Here is a 17,648-nt window from a genome sequence, read left to right as displayed (position 1 = left end):
TACGTTCGGTCGACACTGGTCGCAGTCGAATCAACCACGTAACGCAATACGAGAATGGAGGATGAGATGTCAAGCCGTCTGGCCGACAACGAAAGCGAATTCGCGTTGTGGCGTATCAAGCGGGCCCGCACGGCGGACACATCGCGCCGTGTGCTGATCGCCCATCAAGACAAGTCGATCGGCGATTCCCTCGCCGTGCAACTTCGGCTCAAAGGCTTGCAGGTCATCCATTCGCAGGATATGAAATCCGTGCGCGCGCTGGTGCATAGCTGGCAGCCACAGGCGCTGCTTCTCGATACGCGTCTTGACAACGATTCCGGCTATGTCTTTCTGCGCACGCTGCGCATGGACGCGGACGTCACCGGGCGGCTCCTCGTCGCGATGAGCAACGTGTGGCCCGCCGACCCGGTTCAGACGCTCAAGGAAGCCGGTTTCGATGCCCACTGCCGTCGGCCTTGCGCGACCTGGCGCATCGTCGATCTCGTCGAGTCGTTCTTTTCCATGCCGCTCACGCGCTGAGTCCCGAATCCGGAGGTGCCGCCATGAACAGAGATGCTTGCCTCGTCGTCGGGGGCTGGTTGCCGGCGCATGCGTCGCGCCTTCCCGCGGTTCGCGAGCGCGCCTGCGTGGAAGCGCGCGTCAGGCGTCGCCGCCGTCGCGCCGGGCCGGGGTCTCGCCGACTGCCATCGCGAGCGACGCCCGTATTTCACTACCTGGCCCGATGAGCGCGATGCCGGTTTCGGGCAGCCCTTGCGCCGCGAGGTTGAAGCCGTCGCTCACGTGCGAGACCGGTTCGACGCACAGATAACCCGCCCCGGCCGGACAATGCACGACGACGTGCTTCAGCGTGTCGTCGGCTTTCAGTTGGAGCGAGCGGCCGTCCGGGTAACGCAGCGTGGCGCGGCCGTCCCATCCACCCAGATAGCGCGTGTAGCCTTCCCTTTCCCGCACATGTCGATGCGCGGGCGCCTCGACCGTCGGCTCGATGGCGATCTCCGCTTCGTGACGCCAGTGCGTCGTCGCATGGAGTTCGGCTTCCTGGGCGCCGAAGTATGGGTGAAAGCCGAGGCCGACCGGCATCGGGCTGGACGACCGGTTCGCGATGCGCATCGACAAGCGCGCGCCGTGCGCATTCGCTTCGATCAGTTGCACGGCCTCGAACGCCCAAGGCCAGCCATGCTCGCCCTCGCCGTGCACGTAGCGCAACGCGACGCAATCCGCCTCCTGAAGCTCGACGCTCCATGCCGCGAACTGGCCGAAGCCGTGCAGCGCGTGCACCATGCCCGGAAACGTCGCGAGTTCGACGAGGGAACCGTCCGGCGCGGCAAAACGCGCATCGCGCACGCGATTCGAAAACGGCACGAGCGGATAGCTGCCGCCTTTGGGCCATGCGTCGCACGGCCAAGTGACGGCCGTCACCGGCACGAGCCAGTCCTGCCATCCGCGCGCGCCTTGCGTGGCGAAGCGCGTAATGCGCCCGCCCGCCGCCGGCGCGATTTCGACGACATGCGGCCCGCTCGAAATGCTCAGGCGCGGCCCGGCGTTCAGCGGTACGACTTCACGAAATTTCGTCACGACACGACTTCGATAGGAAAAGAACCCGCGCAGCCGCGCGGGCACGATGTCACTGTTTCTGTTCCTTCACGCGCGACACGAGTTGCGTCGGGCTCACGAACTGCAGCGCGATCAGCACCCACACCATCGTGATGGCCATGTAGATCATCGCCATCGCGTCGATGGATTGCGGCGCGCGCACGCCCGTTGAGAAGACGGCGTAATAGAGCGCGACGACGAGCGTCTGGGTCGTCGGCCCCGCGGTGAAGAACGTCAGCTCGAACATGCCGATGGTCCGCACCAGCACGAGCAGCCCCGCGGCCAGCATGCCGGGCACGAGCAGCGGCAGCAGCACGTAGCGGAAGTAACGGAACGTGTTCGCGCCGAAGATGCGCGCGGCCGATTCGAGGTTCGGATCGATCTGCTCGATGAACGGCGTCATCACGAGAATGACGAACGGCAGCGCAGGCACCAGGTTCGCGAGGATCACGCCGGTCAGCGTGCCTGCGAGATGGAACTTGTACATGACCGTCGCCATCGGGATGCCGTAGGTCACGGGCGGCACCATCAGCGGCAGCAGGAATACGAGCATCGCGAAACGCTTGCCGGGAAACTGCACGCGGGCGAGCGCATAGGCCGCCGGCACGCCGAGTACGATGGAGAGCAGCACCACCGCCCCCACCACTTCGAGCGTCACGAGCAGCACGCTCGAGAGCTGAAAATCGCTCCACGCCTGCGCGTACCAGTGCAGCGTGAAGCCCTGCGGCAAGAGCGTGCCGAACCAGCGCGTCGCCACCGAATTCACGGCCACGGTCGCGATCAGCAGCAGCACGTTGACGAGGAAAAAGCCCATCGTCGCCCAGACGAAGAACTTCCATAGCCTGTCGCGCAGGCTCACTTGCTGTTTCATGTGCTTGCCGGTGCCGTTCGCGGTTTCGGTCGGGGCGCCGGCCTGCCAGCCGGACGCCGCGCGGTTATCGGTCGTCATTATCCCTTGCCTCCCGTCACCGGACCGGTATAGAAGAAGCGGCGCGCGCCGAGCATGCCGCCCACGACGAGCAACTGCACGAAGCCCATCACGATCGCAATGGTCGATGCGAGCGCGTAGTCGTAGTTTTCGAACGCGGCTTCGGAGGCGGCGATCGAGATCACGCGCGTCGGACCGGCCGGCGCACCGAGCAGCACCGCCGACGGAAACACCGAGAACGCCTGCACGAACGAGAGACAGGCGGTCATCGTGAGACCCGGCAACAGCAGCGGCAGATAGATCTGACGGAACTGCTGCCACGGGCTCGCGCCGAGCGTCGCGGCGGCGCGCGCGAGCGTCGGGTCGATGCCGGTCACATACGACAGCGTCAGCAGAAACGCGAACGGAAACCCTGACACGATCAACGAAATCAGCACGCCCCAGTAGTTGTGCGTGAGGCGCACTTCATCGCCATAGAGATGGAGTGCCTGCAATGCCTGCGGAAACCAGCCGTTCGGGCTGAAGTACGTCAGCATGCCGTCGGCGATGAGCACGGTGCCGAGCGTCACCGGCACGACGAGCAGCGTCGTGACGAACTTCTGCCACGGCGAGGTGCGGCGCAACGCGAACGCGACCGGCACCGACACACCGACGTTGATGATCGTCGCGGGCACGGCGAGCTTCAGCGTGACGATGATCGTCGGCCACATCGACGAGTCGGTGAAGAACGTGATGTAGTTTGCCCAGACGCTGCCGCCGTTCATCGGACTGAACGAGAGCATCAGCCCGTAGGCGAACGGATAGATGAACAGCGCGAGGATGAAGAAGAGCGCCGGCGTGACGAGCCAGCCCTTCGGATCGCGTTGCTGCGCCGGAAGCGCGATCATTTGTCTTCTCCGTACACGAGCGTTTTCGAAGGCGCCACGCGCAGCGAGATGCGCTCGCCTTCGCTGCATTCGCCCGCGATGCGCGCCCAGAGCTTGCCGAACGCGGAATTGACGATGATGAGCGAATCGCGGCCGCCGTACTCGACGACTTCGACGTGCGCATCGAAGGCGTTCTCGGCGCCGGGCGTCGAACGCTCCATGTCTTCCGGGCGCAGCGCGACGCTGACGCGCTTGCTGTCGAAGCCTTCCATCGGCGTGCCGACGAGCCGCACGCCGTTCGCGTTCACCGCGACCGCCTCGCCCTGCGTGCCTTCGAGGGTGGCCTGCACGACGTTGCGAAAACCCATGAAGCGCGCGACATGCAGATTTTTCGGCCGCGAATAGACTTCCTTCGGCGAGGCCACCTGCTGGACGACGCCTTCCTTCATCACGACGATGCGATCGGCCATCGACAGTGCTTCGTCCTGATCGTGCGTCACGTAGATCGTCGCGCGCTCCAGCTTGCCGTGGATGCGGCGGATTTCGGCGCGCATCTCGATGCGCAGCTTGGTGTCGAGGTTCGAAAGCGGCTCATCCATCAGAACGAGCGGCGGCTCGATGACGATCGCGCGCGCGATCGCCACACGCTGCTGCTGGCCGCCCGACAGTTGACCGGGAAGCTTGGCATCGTGGCCGATCAGTTGCACGAGCTGCAAGGCGGCCTTCGCGCGCTTGGTCGCTTCGGCCTTCGGCATGCCGCGCATCTTGAGGCCGAAGCCGACGTTGTCCAGCACCGACATGTGCGGAAACAGCGCGTAATTCTGAAAGACCATGCCGAAGCCGCGCTTTTCGGGCGGCAGCACGTCGATACGCTTGTCGTCGAGCCAGATGCCGCCGCCCGTCAGCGGTTGCAATCCGGCGATGCAGTTCAGCGCGGTCGACTTGCCGCAGCCCGATGGCCCGAGCAGCGCGATGAACTCGCCGCGCTGGATATTCAGATCGAGCCCCTTCAACGCCGCGAGCTGCTGCCCTTCGGCGTTGGTGAAACTGCGCGAGACCGAGTCGAGGCGCAACTGCTCAAAAGTGTGCTTCATGACAATTTCCTGCGCTTTTTTGTACAAGCGGCGACGCGCCCTGGCAGGAGCGTCGCCGTCTCATCACAGCGTTACGCCAACTTACTTGGTCTTCGCCGCGCCGATTTCCCGGTCCCACTTCTGGAAGGCCGCCACCATCGACTGCGCATTGAGCGGCAGCACGTGCGGACGGTCGGCCAGCAGCTTCGCGTACTCGGGCCGGCCGAACTTCTGGATGACTTCCTGGCTCTTCGCGGGCGCCATCGAGAGCGGCACGTCCTTCACCGCCGGGCCCGGATAGAAGTAGCCATCGTCATAGGTCAGCGCCTGCTGCGCCGGCTCGAGCATGAAGTTCATCAGCTTGTAGAGCACGTCGAGCTTTTCCTTCGGCACGCCCTTCGGGATCACCATGTAGTGGGCATCGTTCACCCAGGTCATGTTGTCGAACGCGGCCACCTTGAACTCCGCGGGCACGATGCCGAGCGCGCGCGGGTTGATGTCCCAGCCGGTCACCGTGACCGTCATGTCGCGCGTGCCTTCGCCCAGTTCCTTCATGACGGCCGATGTGCCGCCCGGGTAATACGGGATGCAGTCGTTCAGCTGCTTGAGGAACGCCCAGGTCTTGTCCCAGCCGTTGATCGGGTCCATCGGGTCCTTGTCGCCGAGCACGTACGGCAGGCCCATCAGGAAGGTGCGGCCCGGACCGGAGTTCGCCGGGCGCGCGTAGATCAGCTTGTTCGGATGCGCCTTGCACCACGCGAGCAGTTGATCCGGCGTCTTCGGAACGTCGGTGACCTTGGCCGGGTTGTATTCGAGCAGCGGCCCCGCGGGCATGTAGGTCACTTCGAGGCCGTAGCCCTGCGCGATGTCCTGCATCTTGCGCGGGCCGGGTGCGTACTTGTCGAGCACGCCGGGGAACGCCTTCGCGTTATCGGGGAGCAGTTTCTCCCACAGGCCTTGCTGGATGCCGGCCGCGAGTGCGTCGGTGCCGGTGACGACGAGGTCGATGTCCGAGCGGCCCGCCGCCTGCATCGCCTTGATCTTGCCTGGCAACTGCGGCGCGGGCGCGTTCGTGAAGGTGATGCTGGAAACGAGGTCCGGATATTTCGCCTTGAACGCTTCGAAGCCCTTTTGCGTGAGCTGCAGATTGCCCGCAACGTCGACGATGTTGATCGATACGGGATCGGCCGCGTGTGCCGCGCTCATGCCGAAAACCGCGCTAACTGCGACGCAAACCGCCGCCAGCTTCACTGACAGTCCTACCTTGAAAGCCATGTTGTCTCCTCACTTCTCTCGCAACCAGGGGTCGGGAAAAGGTCCGGTCGTATCGTCGATGTTGTTGGTTCGGGTCGATCGCCGGCCTGTTTGTGCTTCGTTCTGATTCGTTTGTGCGCCGCTTGCTTGGCACCTTGAATGTAGCGGGTCTCTGTACGCGTGCGTCCTCATGGCGACCGGATGCTGAAAAATAGCTAACAGGGTCATAGGATGTCAAGCAAATCGGGGCTGCTGAGGCTGTTACCGAAACAGCGTGAGCGTGGTTTTTCCTCTGGCGATAGCGCTTTGCAAGGTCTCTCGGGAGATACCCCAACGGCCTGTTTAACTCGAATTTAACCGGTGTTTCCTTAGGAGTTACCGGGTGTTTTCCTGGTCGGCGTGATGTTCGACTTGAGTTCAGGAGGATGCCGCGCGGATACGCAATATGGGCGCGCGCATGTCGACGCAAGATCGTCCGCATGCGTTGGTCTGTACTCGACGCGCCTCGTGATGCCCGCATGTTTCCAAGCGCGCGCGCTGATCGCCGCTTCCTCGGATTTGGACGCTGAATTCTTTGTCGCCTGAAGCGTGTCTTTAATAGAAGTGCCGGTGAACCTTGATCGACTCTTCTGAACGTAGCCGAACGGCCTTCTCGCATCGCCCTACGGTCTCGATGCACGCGGTGCGATGGACAGTCCGCACGAGGGATGTGTGCCTGAGTGAGCCTCACCCCTTCTGTCTCGGCCATGGAGGCGAGTCAAGCAACTCGCCATGCTCGCTGCGGGCACGTGATCGTGGTCCCAGCTCTTGCCAGGACGGAGCGCGCTCACCGCCCCGTCGGCTGCGATGCGGATTCATGAAGCTCGCCGAAGGACAGATAGCTGGCGGTCTACATCGACGTCAGTTTAAGTTGTCAAACAACTTTGTTGCGGCGGGCATGACTTCGGCCGTCGACACGCAGGTTGTGTGACAACTGTGACGACGACTAGTCGCCGAACATCCTGACGATCGCGTTCTCGAGATGCGCCTTCATCGCTTTCCCGGCTCGAGCGGCGTCGCGCGCGCGAATTGCTTCGAGCACTTCCAAATGTTCGCGCTGGACGACGCGCTGCCGCTCGATCGTCTTGACGAACGAAAGATTGCGCGACAGATTCATGCTGACTTCGACCTGTTCTTCGATGAACGACAAGGCAGTGATGAAGAACTGATTCTTCGACGCTCGCGCAACCGCGAGATGGAACGCGAAATCGTCTTTTGCGCCGATGCCCTGCCGCGTTTCGACGACGCGCTCAAGCTGGTCCCATGCATCCTGGATCGCGCGGATATCGTCATCGTCAGCCTTGAGGGCGGCGAATTCCGCTGCCCCGGACTCTGTCACGATCCGAAATTCGTAGCAGCGGCGGATGTCCGACAGCGTTTCGAGCGGCGCGAAACGGCGCATGTCCGCATCAGGGCGGCGTCCGACGGTGGTGCCTGAGCCGCGCCGCGTCACGATGATGCCGTCCGCGCGCAGCCGTGCGAGGGCTTCGCGCACGGTCGGGCGAGAGGTCGCGAACCGTTCGGCGAGCGCGTGTTCGGTAAGGAGCCGATCGCCCTCCTTGAATTCGCCTTCCACGATGCTATTGAGGATGTCGCTGTAGATCCGGTCGGCGAGTCCGGAGGACTTACGCTCGTTCATGTTCGCGCTTGTCGTGCTTGTCAGGGTGGAGACCGATTGTAAGGCAGATTATTTGCGCGGTGATACGTCGCGGGGACAAGCCGAGCAACGCAAAAGCGGTCGACGCAGCAGCTGCGTCGACCGCCCCGATCACTCGGCTGCTACGTCAGGCGCTTACCACTGATGACCCGCGCCGATGGTAAACCCGATATTGCCGGAACTGCTGGTGTTACCCGACGCCTTCACCACCCACCGATCGTCCTGCGTCACGTACGAGATACCGATCGCCGCGCCGGATGCGCTCGCGTAACGCGCCCCCGCGACGGCCACCATGGTCTTCCCCGGAGCGGTAGGCTGCGGCAATCCGGCTGCGGCCATCGCCGCGGCGATACCACCGTAAGCCGTGCTGGCGACGTTGTTGATCTGGCTCTGCACGCCAGCGATGCGCGAATCGGTGTAGCTCTGCGCCTGCGCCGATGCCAGGTTCAATTGTCGGACGTTGACCGCGTCGGTGTCTTGCGTGCCGTTGGCGACGTTCGTGATCTGACGTTCGTTGCCTGCGGATCCGACCGATACCGTGTTCGCCCGGTCGGCCACCGAACTCGCACCGAGCGCGACCGAATTGTCCGCCCTCGCGTTCGCGTTCGCGCCCATCGCGGTAGCGTGGGCGCCGGTAGCGCTGGCAACCTCGGTGTTGCGATCCCCGTCGGCCGCGAACAACGGATTGCCGCCGCTCTCGGCGATGTTCGTCACGCGGTCGAGCGCGGCGTTCATCTGGTTCACGTTCACGGCATCGGTGCCCGCAACGCCCGCCGCGACGTTGTGAATCGTCGTCGCGCCGGTGCCATTGCCGAGCGTCAGGTTCGAATAGTCGGCTTTGCCATCCGTACCCGTGTCATACGTCACGGCTGTTTTCGACGAGCCGTCGCCGTCGATCAGGCCCGCTTGCTTCAACTGCGACACATTGACGGCGTCCGTGTCCTCCGTGCCGGCCGCCACGTTCGTGATCTGACGCGACGCGTTTGCCGAGCCGACCGAAACGGTATTCGGACGATCCGCCACGGAGTTCGAACCCAATGCCACCGAGTTGGCCGCCGTTGCCGACGCGCTGCCTCCGATTGCCACCGAGTCCGCGCCCGTCGCGGACGAATCCGGCAGCGTCGAATTGGCGTGGAAGTACTTGATCCCGCCGCCCGTCGTGATGTTGTTCAGCGTGTCGTTGATCGTGGCGATGCCCGCCGTGTTCTGCGTAACGCGGCCGTCGAGGTTAGCGAGCGCGTCGCCGTGTTGTTGAACGTCGAATTGTCGATGAACGTATAGGTCGGCTTGGTGATCTTGCCGTCGGCGTCAACGGATGATCCGCCGCCCAGCGCGTCCGCGGCGCTTTGCGCGGTCGCAAAGAGTTGCGAGCCGTTGATCGCTTCGTGGCTCGTCTGGTCGACCTTCCCGTTGGCCACGTTGTCGATCGTTACCTGCGCTTGTGGATCCTGCGCATGCAGCGTGACTCTGCTGCGCGTCGGATCGTCGTAGGTCACTACGTTTGCAAGGCTCGACGAGATCGTCGAGGTCAATTGCGAGACGTTGACGGCATCGGTCGCATCCGAGCCGGCCGCGACGTTCGTGATGCGACGCTGCGAGGTCGCCGAGCCCACCGATACCGTGTTCGGCTGATCCGCCAACGAGTTGGAGCCGAGCGCAACGGCGTTATCCGCAGATGCGATCGCGTTGCCGCCGATCGCCACCGCATCGACGCCGAGCGCGGAAGAATCCGGAAGGGTCGAATTGGTATGGAAGTACTTGATGCCGCCGCCGTTGTTGATCGTGCTCAGCGTCGTGTTGATGATGCTGATGTCCGATGTGTTCTGCGTGACGCGGCCGTCGAGGTTGGTGAGCGCGTCGCCGACGTTGTCGAACGTCGAATTGTCGGTGAACGTGTAGGTCGGCTTGGTGATCTTGCCGTCGGCGTCAACGGATGATCCGCCGCCCAGCGCCTCCGCGGCGCTTTGCGCGGTCGCAAAGAGTTGCGAGCCGTTGATCGCCTCCAGGCTGGTTGCATCTACCGTCCCAGGCGCGACATTCTTGAGCGTAACCGGCGAGCCCGGTGTGCCGAACGTAACGCTCGTGTGACCCGGATCATCGTACTGGACGGTGTTGTCCAAGGCGACCGACAGCGAATGGACTCCCGTCGACAACGAGACGACTGCGGTCGAAGTCGAGGTCGAAAGCGTAACGATGCCGGTTGACAGCGTTGTCACAGCCGTGGAGGTGGATGCGGACAGCGTGTCGATACCCGTCGACAGAGACGCGATGCCGGAGGTTACCGTGCTGAGGCCGGTGGAAAGCGACGCGACGCTCGATGTCACCGTGCTCAAGCCTGTCGACGTTGAGGTCGACAGCGAGTCGAGGCCGGAGGTCACCGTGCTGAGGCCTGTGGAAAGAGAATCAACGTTCGATGTCACCGTGCTCAGGCCTGTCGAGGTCGAGGTCGACAACGAGTCGAGGCCCGAGGTCACCGTACTCAAGCCCGTTGAGGTCGAGGTCGACAGCGAGTCGAGACCGGAACTTACCGTGCTGAGACCCGTGGAAAGAGAATCAACATTTGATGCGACTGTACTCAATCCTGTCGACAGGGAACTTACATTGGACGTAACCGTGCTGAGTCCCGTGGACAGCGAGTCCACGTTAGACGTCACCGTGCTCAGTCCGGTGGAAAGCGAAGCGACGCTCGAGGTCACCGTGCTCAGGCCCGTCGAGGTTGAGGTCGACAGCGAGTCCAGACCAGATGTCACCGTGCTGAGCCCTGTGGAGAGAGAATCAACATTAGATGTAACCGTGCTCAAGCCTGTCGAGGTCGAGGTGGACAGCGAGTCGAGACCGGAGGTCACCGTGCTCAAACTGGTCGAGGTCGAGGTCGATAACGAGTCGAGGCCTGAGGTCACCGTGCTCAGGCCGGTCGAGGTTGAGGTCGACAGCGAGTCCAGACCGGAGTTCACCGTGCTGAGCCCTGTGGATAGCGAACTCACGCTAGACGTGATGGTGCTCAAACCCGTAGACAGCGAGGTCACACCGGACGTCACCGTGCTCAGCCCGGTGGAGAGCGAAGCGACGCTCGAGGTCACCGTGCTCAGGCCCGTCGAGGTTGAGGTCGACAACGAGTCCAGACCAGATGTCACCGTGCTGAGACCGGTGGAAAGAGAACCAACATTCGATGTAACCGTGCTCAAGCCCGTCGAGGTCGATGTCGACAACGAGTCGAGACCGGAGGTCACCGTGCTCAAGCCCGTCGAGGTCGATGTCGACAGCGAGTCCAGACCGGAGTTCACCGTGCTGAGCCCTGTGGATAGCGAACTCACGCTAGACGTGATGGTGCTCAAACCCGTAGACAGCGAGGTCACACCGGACGTCACCGTGCTCAGCCCGGTGGAGAGCGAAGCGACGCTCGAGGTCACCGTGCTCAGGCCGGTCGAGGTTGAGGTCGACAGCGAGTCGAGACTGGAGGTCACCGTGCTCAAACTCGTCGAGGTCGAGGTCGACAACGAGTCGAGGCCTGAGGTCACCGTGCTCAGGCCCGTCGAGGTCGAGGTTGACAATGAGTCCAGACCGGAGGTCACTGTGCTGAGACCTGTGGAAAGAGAATCAACTTTCGAAGTAGCCGTGCTCAAGCCCGTCGAGGTCGATGTCGACAGTGAGTCCAGACCGGAGTTCACCGTGCTGAGCCCTGTGGATAGCGAACTCACGCTAGACGTGATCGTGCTCAAACCCGTAGACAGCGAGTTCACACCGGACGTCACCGTGCTCAGCCCGGTGGAGAGCGAAGCGACGCTCGATGTCACCGTGCTCAAACCCGTCGAGGTCGATGTCGACAGCGAGTCGAGACTGGAGGTCACCGTGCTCAAACTCGTCGAGGTCGATGTCGACAACGAGTCGAGACCGGAACTTACCGTGCTGAGCCCCGTGGAAAGTGAATCAACGTTCGAGGTAACTGTGCTCAAACCTGTCGACAGCGAGCTCAGGCCGGTGGAAAGCGAAGCGACGCTAGACGTCGCCGTGCTCAAACCCGTCGACGTCGAACTGGACAGTGAATCGAGGCCCGAGGTCACCGTGCTCAGGCCCGTCGAGGTCGAACTCGACAGCGAGTCCAGACCGGAACTTACCGTGCTGAGACCCGTGGAAAGTGAATCAACGCTCGAGGTAACCGTGCTCAATCCCGACGAGGTTGAACTCGATAACGAGTCCAGACCTGAACTCACCGTGCTGAGACCCGTGGAAAGAGAACCAACATTCGACGTGACCGTGCTCAAGCCGGTCGAAACCGAACCCGACAGCGAGTCGAGACCTGAACTCACCGTGCTCAATCCCGTCGACAACGAACTCACGTTCGACGTCACAGTGCTCAAGCCAATCGAAACCGAAGTCGACAGTGAATTGACACTTGAATTCACCGTGCTCAGACCCGTCGAGAGCGAATTCACTCTGCTTGACGCCGTGCTCAGGCCTGAGGACATCGAACTGGACACCGTGAAGAGCTGAGAGCCATTGATCGCGTCCAAGCTAGCGGCATTCACAAGTCCGGGCGCCAGTCCCGTGATCTTGTCCCGGTTCATGTTGATCTGCGCGTATGCGTTGATCGTGGTCATACTGGTGCCGGGATCTGTGACAATGGTCAGCTGGTCGGCACCCGCGGTACCGAACACAAGCGTGTTGGAGTCCGTAGCGACGGCATAAGCGCCCACCAGCGCAGCCTGGTCAAACGCGACAAAGCCCACTCCAGTCTTGCCACCGCTGTCACACGCTGCGCCGCCCTGCGGACCGCTAGCCGTCGATGAGAAGCAGTTCACATATGCGTCCGCGTCGAAGACACCATTTACATAGCTATTCGCATCCACCGCGTGCGCCGTTCCGCCCGCAAACGTAGCCATCGCGGAGGCAGCCACAACCGCCGATCGCTTCGTGCTCTTCCCCTTGGTCCGAGCAAATTCATGCGCAACCACCCACTCTCCAGACGCCTGACTCCACACCACCTTATACGTTTTGTTCACTCGAAACCTCGTAGATTCAATCGCTCAACATTCACGACTCGGCATGAAGCGCCCGCTCGCCAGGACAGATAAATGAAACAGCTTGTGATTTCTTGCATTTAGTTTGCGGCCGGTCGGCCAGCATTCGAATTCAGGATCTTCAGTGGCGTAGATATGACCAAATAGTTAGATTTACTAACGTTACAAGACGTAACATTGGTATATCTATACGCTCCCGCCACAATGGAGGTCCGCAATTCTTGGCCTTCGCGGCGGGCGTTTCAATTCATAAATTCTGAAAAAACCTCTATTCCGATTAAGGAATCCAAAATGTTTCAAAATCCGAAGGCCTTCAGTCGAACTTTCTTACTTGCAAAAAAACTGACGCGAGGCAACTAACAAGGCTAATTGAGTGCCAAATGGAATCGTCGGGAAACCGTCTTGAATAAGCCTGGGAAGCGATATCAACGAATTTTATTTCGGTTGTACGTTCGGGTTTCGTGCTGCGCAGAAGGCTAAGCGGAGCCGACTTTGCTCGATCCGCACGTCGATGCGTCGGAGCCCTCGGGCGCGGGATCGCTGGCGGGGAAGCTGCGTCGGCCATCGATGAAAGCGCGGGCAGGACGCTGGTCGCGTCGTCGCCAATGGACATGCAGACGCGTACCCGCATCGGCGGCGTCACGATCCGCGCAGGTGAAAAGACAAACAAAAAGCGCGCCGTGGTTTCCCGACGGCGCGCCTCGACCCGCATGGACAACACTCAAATCGACAACAACTTCCGCGCCTCCTGCGCCGTCGCCACCGGCCTTCCATACTCCGCGCACAGCGACGCCACCCGACTCACCAATTGCGCATTGCTTTTCGCGAGCGTGTCCTTGTCCCAGCGCACGTTGTCTTCCAGCCCCGTGCGACAGTGCCCGCCCAACTGCAGCGTCCAGTGATTCACTTCGAGCTGATGACGCCCGATGCCCGCAGCGGTCCACGTCGCATCGGGCAAGTTCTTCTTCAACTGCTCGACTTCGAATTCGAGAATCTCGAGCCGCGCGGGCAAGGCGTTCTTCACGCCAAGCACGAACTGAACGTGCACGGGTGACTTCAACAAGCCCTGATTCACCAGATCGACGGTGTTATAGAGCATCGCCAGATCGAAAATCTCGATCTCGGGCTTCACATTGTGATCGAGCATCATCTGCGCGAGCGAGCGTACGAAGTCGGGCGGATTCTCGTAGACGATCGTCGGAAAATTGACCGAGCCCGTCGCCAGCGACGCCATGTCAGGCTTCAAGTCGAGCATCGCGCCGCGCTGCTCGAACGAGCGTCCGCGCCCGCCCGTCGAAAACTGGATGATGATGTCCGGGCAATGCTTGCGGATGCCCTCCTGCAAGTCCGCAAACCGATGCCGGTCCGAGCTGGAGCGTTCATCTTCATCGCGCACATGCAGATGCACGAGCGTCGCGCCCGCTTCATACGCCTCATGCGTACTCTCGATCTGTTCGGCGATCGTGATCGGCACGGCGGGATTGTCCTTCTTGCGGGGGACCGAGCCGGTAATGGCAACCGATATCACGCACGGTTCTTTCGTAGGGGATTGGGTCACGCTTCGCTCCTTGAAGGCGCCATTCTTGCGGCAACAATGCAGGATCGCGAACGGCGCTCAGATTTGAACTAACTAGTACGTTTGTGATAGTGACGCATTGTCCGTTCCGCTGCCAGCCAAACAAACCCTGACTCACCGGCCTGTGCATCGCTGTTCGTACGACGAATCGGCCGGCGTGTTCGTCTACTGTCGCTGCGCATATTCCAACAGCATTTTGCCGACCTGCTCGTCGGTGATCGCCGGTTTGATGTCGAACATGAACAGATCGGCCCACTCGTGCGCCCAGCACGCGAGCGGCTCGATGTCGTCGCATTCGCATACGGCGACGCCCCAGATGGAGCCGATCGCATGCCAGCGTCCAAGCAGCTTGATGCCCTCGGGCGGCGCGCCGCGGGTTTGAATGAATCGCTCGGCCGCCTGGCGTTCGACCTCGGGCTGCGCAGTCCAGTTGACGATGAATAGCATGGCTCGATCCTCCTGTTGGAACGCCATGAAACGGCGCGAAGCGCCGGGTCGCCGCCGCATCGGCCCATCGGGTCGACGCGGTTCATTCAGTATAGGAGGCAGGCGCGCATTGCATCGCCGCGTATCGCTGCATATCGGTTGCATATTGCAGTACGCATTGGGCGCGGCCGGGATGCACTATGCTCCTGCCACCGGATTACGCAAACGCGAGCGTGGCATCGGTCAATGCATCACGACGACGGGCGTCGCGAGCACCGGTTGCGCATACGTGATCCTGACGGACGGCGGGACCACATACGGCGACACCACGACGACCGGCCTCGGCGGAGGCGGAGGCACGGCGACCGCCACGGGCGCGACGACTACGGTGCGCGCGGGCACGTAGTAATAAGGCGGCCTCGGCGGCGGCGCGTAGTAGTACACCGGACGCGGCGGCGGCGCGTAGACGACGGCCGGCGCGACATAGGAAACCTGCACGCTCGTTCCAGCCGCTGCGGTTTTGGCGCAGGTCAGGCTGATGGCGGCAACGGCGGAGACGCTAAGCAAACGGATGTTCATGGTGAAGTCCTCATGCATCGTGGAACATGGAATTCGGCAGCGTGAACGAAACACGTCTGCCGGCGATGAGAACGATAGCGAAGCGTCGCGCCAAGCGTGAGCCGTAACTTATGTCGCCGCATGTCGGCAAAAGCGTGCGGATCCGCGCATGAAATCCGGCGACATGATTCGTAGCATCCGTGAGATTGCGTTCGCCGTGCGGCTCAATAGAATGGCATCACCGTCGACGTTCATTCGTATCCGGCCAGGGAGAAAGCCATGCGAAAAATTCTTGTCATGCTTGCGGCATGCGTGGCGTGCGCCGCGTTCGCGCAAACCGCGACCCAGCCGATGGGCGCGAGTCCGCGCGTGGAACACGCGCTCGGGCAGTTGCAGACCCGCTTCTCGAGCGCGAACACGACGCACGACGGCAAGCTCACGCGCGAGCAGGCGTCGGCCGGCATGCCGATGGTGGCCAGGCACTTCGATGAGATCGACACACAGAAGAACGGCTACGTGACGCTGCCGCAGATCGAAGCCTTCATGCGCGAGCACGCCACGCAACGCTGATCCGGGAGCATCCATGGAAACCCTGCCGAAGATCATCGTGCTCGACGACGAAGCCGAGTTGCGCAACATGCTGCAGCGTTTTCTGAGTACGCAGGGGTTCGAGGTCCGCGTCGTCGAGAACGGCAAGCGGCTCGACCGCTACCTTCAGCGCGAGCCTTACGACCTGCTCGTGCTCGACTGGATGATGGAGCCCGAAGACGGCCTCTCGGTCTGCAAGCGCCTGCGCGCCGAAGGCCAGACGCTGCCTATCCTGATGCTCACGGCCAAGGGCGATCCGGTCGACAAGGTGATCGGCCTCGAAACCGGCGCCGACGATTACCTCGCCAAACCCTTCCTGCCGCAAGAACTCGTCGCTCGCGTGCGCGCGCTGCTGCGCCGCCAGAAAATCGCCGCCGGCGATCCGACGCACACGCAGCAGGTCGTCCGCTTCGGCGAATTCCGCCTCGATCTCGCGAGGCAAAAGCTCTATCGCAACGGCGAGCCGTTCGATATCCATTCGGCGCAGATGCAGTTGCTCCATGCGCTCGGCTCGTCGCCGAACCGCGCGGTGAGCCGCGACAACCTCATCGCCCGCACGCGCGGCCGCGATCACGATGCGCTCGATCGCAGCATCGACGTGCAGGTGCTGCGGCTGCGTCAGATCGTCGAGGAAGACCCGGGCAAGCCGCGCTTCATCAAGACCGTCTGGGGCGTCGGCTACATGCTGCTCGCCGAAATCGAATCGTGAGCGCCGTGCGTCGCGTCCATTTCGTGCCGCGCTCGCTCTTCGCGCGCAACATCCTGTTGCTGGTCGCGCTCGTCGCCGTGAGCCAGGTATGCGCGATCGCGGTGCTGCTGCACTTCATCCAGACGCCGCGCATCGAGCGGGCGGCGGCGACGTTCGCAAGCTACATCGTCACGCTCGACACGCTTTTGCAAACAACGCCACCCGACGCCGCGCAAACAGTCGCCGCGCACCTCGACCTGCGCCGCGACTTGCCCGCCGGCGCGCACGAGACGGCGCCGGGATCGCGCTTGCGCTTCTATCAAACGTATCAGCGTCAGACGTTCATCGAGAGCCTGCGGCAGCACTTGCCCGCCGGCATGCTCGTGCGCTGGCAAGGCGGCGAAACGGCCGACGACGGCCAGCAACGCTTGTGGATCCGCGCGCATCTGTCGGGCGAGCCGCGCTGGCTTGCGTTGCCGGTGCCCGAAGCGGCACACGACGACGGCCTCGTGACCGCCCTCCTTCTGTCGCTTGGACTCGGCGCGCTCGCGTTCGCGACGGCCTATGTGATCCAGCGCCACCTGAACCGCCCGCTCGCGCATCTCGCCGATGCCGCGCGGCTCGTTTCCGCGGGCGGCGAGCCGGGCGTCCTGCCGACGGACGGCCCCACCGAAATCGCGCAAGTGAGCGGCGCGTTCAACCGCATGACGGCCGCGCTGAAGGAAGCCGAAGCGACGCGCGCGCTGATGCTCGCAGGCATCTCGCACGACATCCGCACGCCGATGACCAAGCTGCGCCTCGCCATGGCGATGTCCTCCGTGCCTGCGAAGGATGCGGCGTTCGCGGCATCGGCGGAGGGCTATCTCGACACCATCGACACGATTCTTCAGCAGTTCATGGATTACGCGGGCAGCGGCGCGAAGGAGACGCCCATCGTCGGTGATCTGAATGCGCTGATCGCCAGTCTCGCTGCCGATTTCGCGGGACTGGGACACGAGTTCGCGCTCGATCTCGGCCACATCGAACCGTTCCCGTTTCGCCCGATCAGCATGTTGCGCATGCTCATGAACCTGATGCAGAACGCGGTGCTGTACGGCGTGACCGGGCTGGAAGTGCGCACGTGGACCGACGCGCGGGCGAATGCCGCGTGCATCGTGATCGCGGATCGCGGCAAGGGACTCGGCGAACAGGATCCGGAAGCGCTCAAGCAACCGTTCAAACGCGGTGGCGGCGAAGGCCAGCCGAAAGGCACGGGCCTCGGTCTCGCGATCGTCGAGCGCATCGCGCGGCTGCATGGCGGCACGCTCGAGCTGCGCGCACGCGAAGGCGGCGGAGCGGAATCGCGCATCGTGCTGCCGCTTTCCGGCGCGGCGGCGAGCTGACG

Annotated in this window: 15 protein-coding genes; 4 read left to right on the top strand and 11 right to left on the bottom strand. The window is 62.7% G+C overall.

Annotation, left to right across the window (positions count from 1 at the left end; all coding sequences use genetic code 11):
- Nucleotides 1–66: 66 nt before the first annotated feature.
- Nucleotides 67–519, top strand: coding sequence for a response regulator transcription factor (locus NCS58_RS17315; protein ID WP_061116096.1), 453 nt, complete (start codon nt 67–69; stop codon nt 517–519).
- A 120-nt stretch (nt 520–639) separates the two neighbouring features.
- Here NCS58_RS17315 and NCS58_RS17310 read toward each other — a convergent pair whose 3' ends face one another.
- From NCS58_RS17310 to NCS58_RS17250, 11 genes are all read right to left on the bottom strand, one after another.
- Nucleotides 640–1,575: an aldose epimerase gene (locus NCS58_RS17310; protein WP_061115844.1), complete on the bottom strand. Its 936-nt coding sequence runs from the start codon at nt 1,573–1,575 to the stop codon at nt 640–642.
- 49 nt (nt 1,576–1,624) lie between these two features.
- Nucleotides 1,625–2,464: an ABC transporter permease gene (locus NCS58_RS17305; RefSeq protein ID WP_404989840.1), complete on the bottom strand. Its 840-nt coding sequence runs from the start codon at nt 2,462–2,464 to the stop codon at nt 1,625–1,627.
- 77 nt (nt 2,465–2,541) lie between these two features.
- Nucleotides 2,542–3,408 (bottom strand): ABC transporter permease, encoded by an 867-nt coding sequence (locus tag NCS58_RS17300; protein ID WP_061115846.1) that lies wholly within the window; start codon nt 3,406–3,408, stop codon nt 2,542–2,544.
- Nucleotides 3,405–4,481 carry an ABC transporter ATP-binding protein gene (locus tag NCS58_RS17295; RefSeq protein ID WP_061115847.1) on the bottom strand — a complete coding sequence of 359 codons (1,077 nt, stop codon included), beginning with the start codon at nt 4,479–4,481 and terminating at the stop codon, nt 3,405–3,407. The genes NCS58_RS17300 and NCS58_RS17295 overlap by 4 nt, the downstream gene beginning before the upstream one ends.
- An 81-nt stretch (nt 4,482–4,562) precedes the next feature.
- Nucleotides 4,563–5,666, bottom strand: coding sequence for an ABC transporter substrate-binding protein (locus tag NCS58_RS17290; RefSeq protein WP_409219294.1), 1,104 nt, complete (start codon nt 5,664–5,666; stop codon nt 4,563–4,565).
- Between the two features lie 1,033 nt (nt 5,667–6,699).
- Nucleotides 6,700–7,392, bottom strand: coding sequence for a FadR/GntR family transcriptional regulator (locus tag NCS58_RS17285; protein WP_061115850.1), 693 nt, complete (start codon nt 7,390–7,392; stop codon nt 6,700–6,702).
- Nucleotides 7,393–7,545: 153 nt separating this feature from the next.
- The gene (locus NCS58_RS17280; RefSeq protein WP_250538749.1) at nt 7,546–8,496 is read right to left on the bottom strand and encodes a YadA family autotransporter adhesin; all 951 of its coding nucleotides are present in this window, start codon (nt 8,494–8,496) and stop codon (nt 7,546–7,548) included.
- Between the two features lie 83 nt (nt 8,497–8,579).
- Entirely contained in the window at nt 8,580–12,410 is a 3,831-nt protein-coding gene (locus tag NCS58_RS34485; protein WP_409241827.1) for an ESPR-type extended signal peptide-containing protein, read from the bottom strand.
- 739 nt (nt 12,411–13,149) lie between these two features.
- On the bottom strand, nt 13,150–13,986 hold the full coding sequence (locus NCS58_RS17260) for a 3-keto-5-aminohexanoate cleavage protein (RefSeq protein ID WP_061115858.1): 837 nt from the start codon (nt 13,984–13,986) through the stop codon (nt 13,150–13,152).
- A gap of 183 nt (nt 13,987–14,169) precedes the next feature.
- Nucleotides 14,170–14,451 carry a DUF3303 domain-containing protein gene (locus NCS58_RS17255; RefSeq protein WP_061115859.1) on the bottom strand — a complete coding sequence of 94 codons (282 nt, stop codon included), beginning with the start codon at nt 14,449–14,451 and terminating at the stop codon, nt 14,170–14,172.
- Nucleotides 14,452–14,673: 222 nt separating this feature from the next.
- Nucleotides 14,674–15,009 (bottom strand): hypothetical protein, encoded by a 336-nt coding sequence (locus NCS58_RS17250; RefSeq protein ID WP_250477414.1) that lies wholly within the window; start codon nt 15,007–15,009, stop codon nt 14,674–14,676.
- Nucleotides 15,010–15,267: 258 nt separating this feature from the next.
- On the opposite strand from NCS58_RS17250, the gene NCS58_RS17245 reads away from it, so the two are divergent.
- The 3 genes from NCS58_RS17245 to NCS58_RS17235 are packed head-to-tail and all read left to right on the top strand — an operon-like array spanning nt 15,268 to nt 17,646.
- Nucleotides 15,268–15,558, top strand: coding sequence for an EF-hand domain-containing protein (locus NCS58_RS17245; RefSeq protein ID WP_061115861.1), 291 nt, complete (start codon nt 15,268–15,270; stop codon nt 15,556–15,558).
- A gap of 13 nt (nt 15,559–15,571) precedes the next feature.
- Nucleotides 15,572–16,285 (top strand): response regulator, encoded by a 714-nt coding sequence (locus tag NCS58_RS17240; RefSeq protein WP_061115862.1) that lies wholly within the window; start codon nt 15,572–15,574, stop codon nt 16,283–16,285.
- Nucleotides 16,282–17,646: an ATP-binding protein gene (locus tag NCS58_RS17235; RefSeq protein ID WP_061115863.1), complete on the top strand. Its 1,365-nt coding sequence runs from the start codon at nt 16,282–16,284 to the stop codon at nt 17,644–17,646. Before NCS58_RS17240 ends, NCS58_RS17235 begins: the two co-directional genes overlap by 4 nt.
- The last annotated feature ends 2 nt before the right edge of the window (nt 17,647–17,648 follow it).

It is taken from the genome of Caballeronia sp. INML3B (assembly GCF_023631305.1).
In the GTDB taxonomy this organism is placed as follows: Bacteria; Pseudomonadota; Gammaproteobacteria; order Burkholderiales; family Burkholderiaceae; genus Caballeronia; species Caballeronia turbans.
Note: the sequence above shows the minus strand (reverse complement) of the source record. Positions and strands in the feature narration are given on the sequence as shown.

What these genes read in the sequence shown, in the direction of transcription:
- NCS58_RS17305 (WP_404989840.1), bottom strand. Translation starts at nt 2,464, where the DNA reads ATGAAACAGCAAGTGAGCCTGCGCGACAGGCTATGGAAGTTCTTCGTC.
- NCS58_RS17315 (WP_061116096.1), top strand. Translation starts at nt 67, where the DNA reads ATGTCAAGCCGTCTGGCCGACAACGAAAGCGAATTCGCGTTGTGGCGT.
- NCS58_RS17295 (WP_061115847.1), bottom strand. Translation starts at nt 4,481, where the DNA reads ATGAAGCACACTTTTGAGCAGTTGCGCCTCGACTCGGTCTCGCGCAGT.
- NCS58_RS17285 (WP_061115850.1), bottom strand. Translation starts at nt 7,392, where the DNA reads ATGAACGAGCGTAAGTCCTCCGGACTCGCCGACCGGATCTACAGCGAC.
- NCS58_RS17250 (WP_250477414.1), bottom strand. Translation starts at nt 15,009, where the DNA reads ATGAACATCCGTTTGCTTAGCGTCTCCGCCGTTGCCGCCATCAGCCTG.
- NCS58_RS17300 (WP_061115846.1), bottom strand. Translation starts at nt 3,408, where the DNA reads ATGATCGCGCTTCCGGCGCAGCAACGCGATCCGAAGGGCTGGCTCGTC.
- NCS58_RS17290 (WP_409219294.1), bottom strand. Translation starts at nt 5,666, where the DNA reads ATGAGCGCGGCACACGCGGCCGATCCCGTATCGATCAACATCGTCGAC.
- NCS58_RS17255 (WP_061115859.1), bottom strand. Translation starts at nt 14,451, where the DNA reads ATGCTATTCATCGTCAACTGGACTGCGCAGCCCGAGGTCGAACGCCAG.
- NCS58_RS17240 (WP_061115862.1), top strand. Translation starts at nt 15,572, where the DNA reads ATGGAAACCCTGCCGAAGATCATCGTGCTCGACGACGAAGCCGAGTTG.
- NCS58_RS17245 (WP_061115861.1), top strand. Translation starts at nt 15,268, where the DNA reads ATGCGAAAAATTCTTGTCATGCTTGCGGCATGCGTGGCGTGCGCCGCG.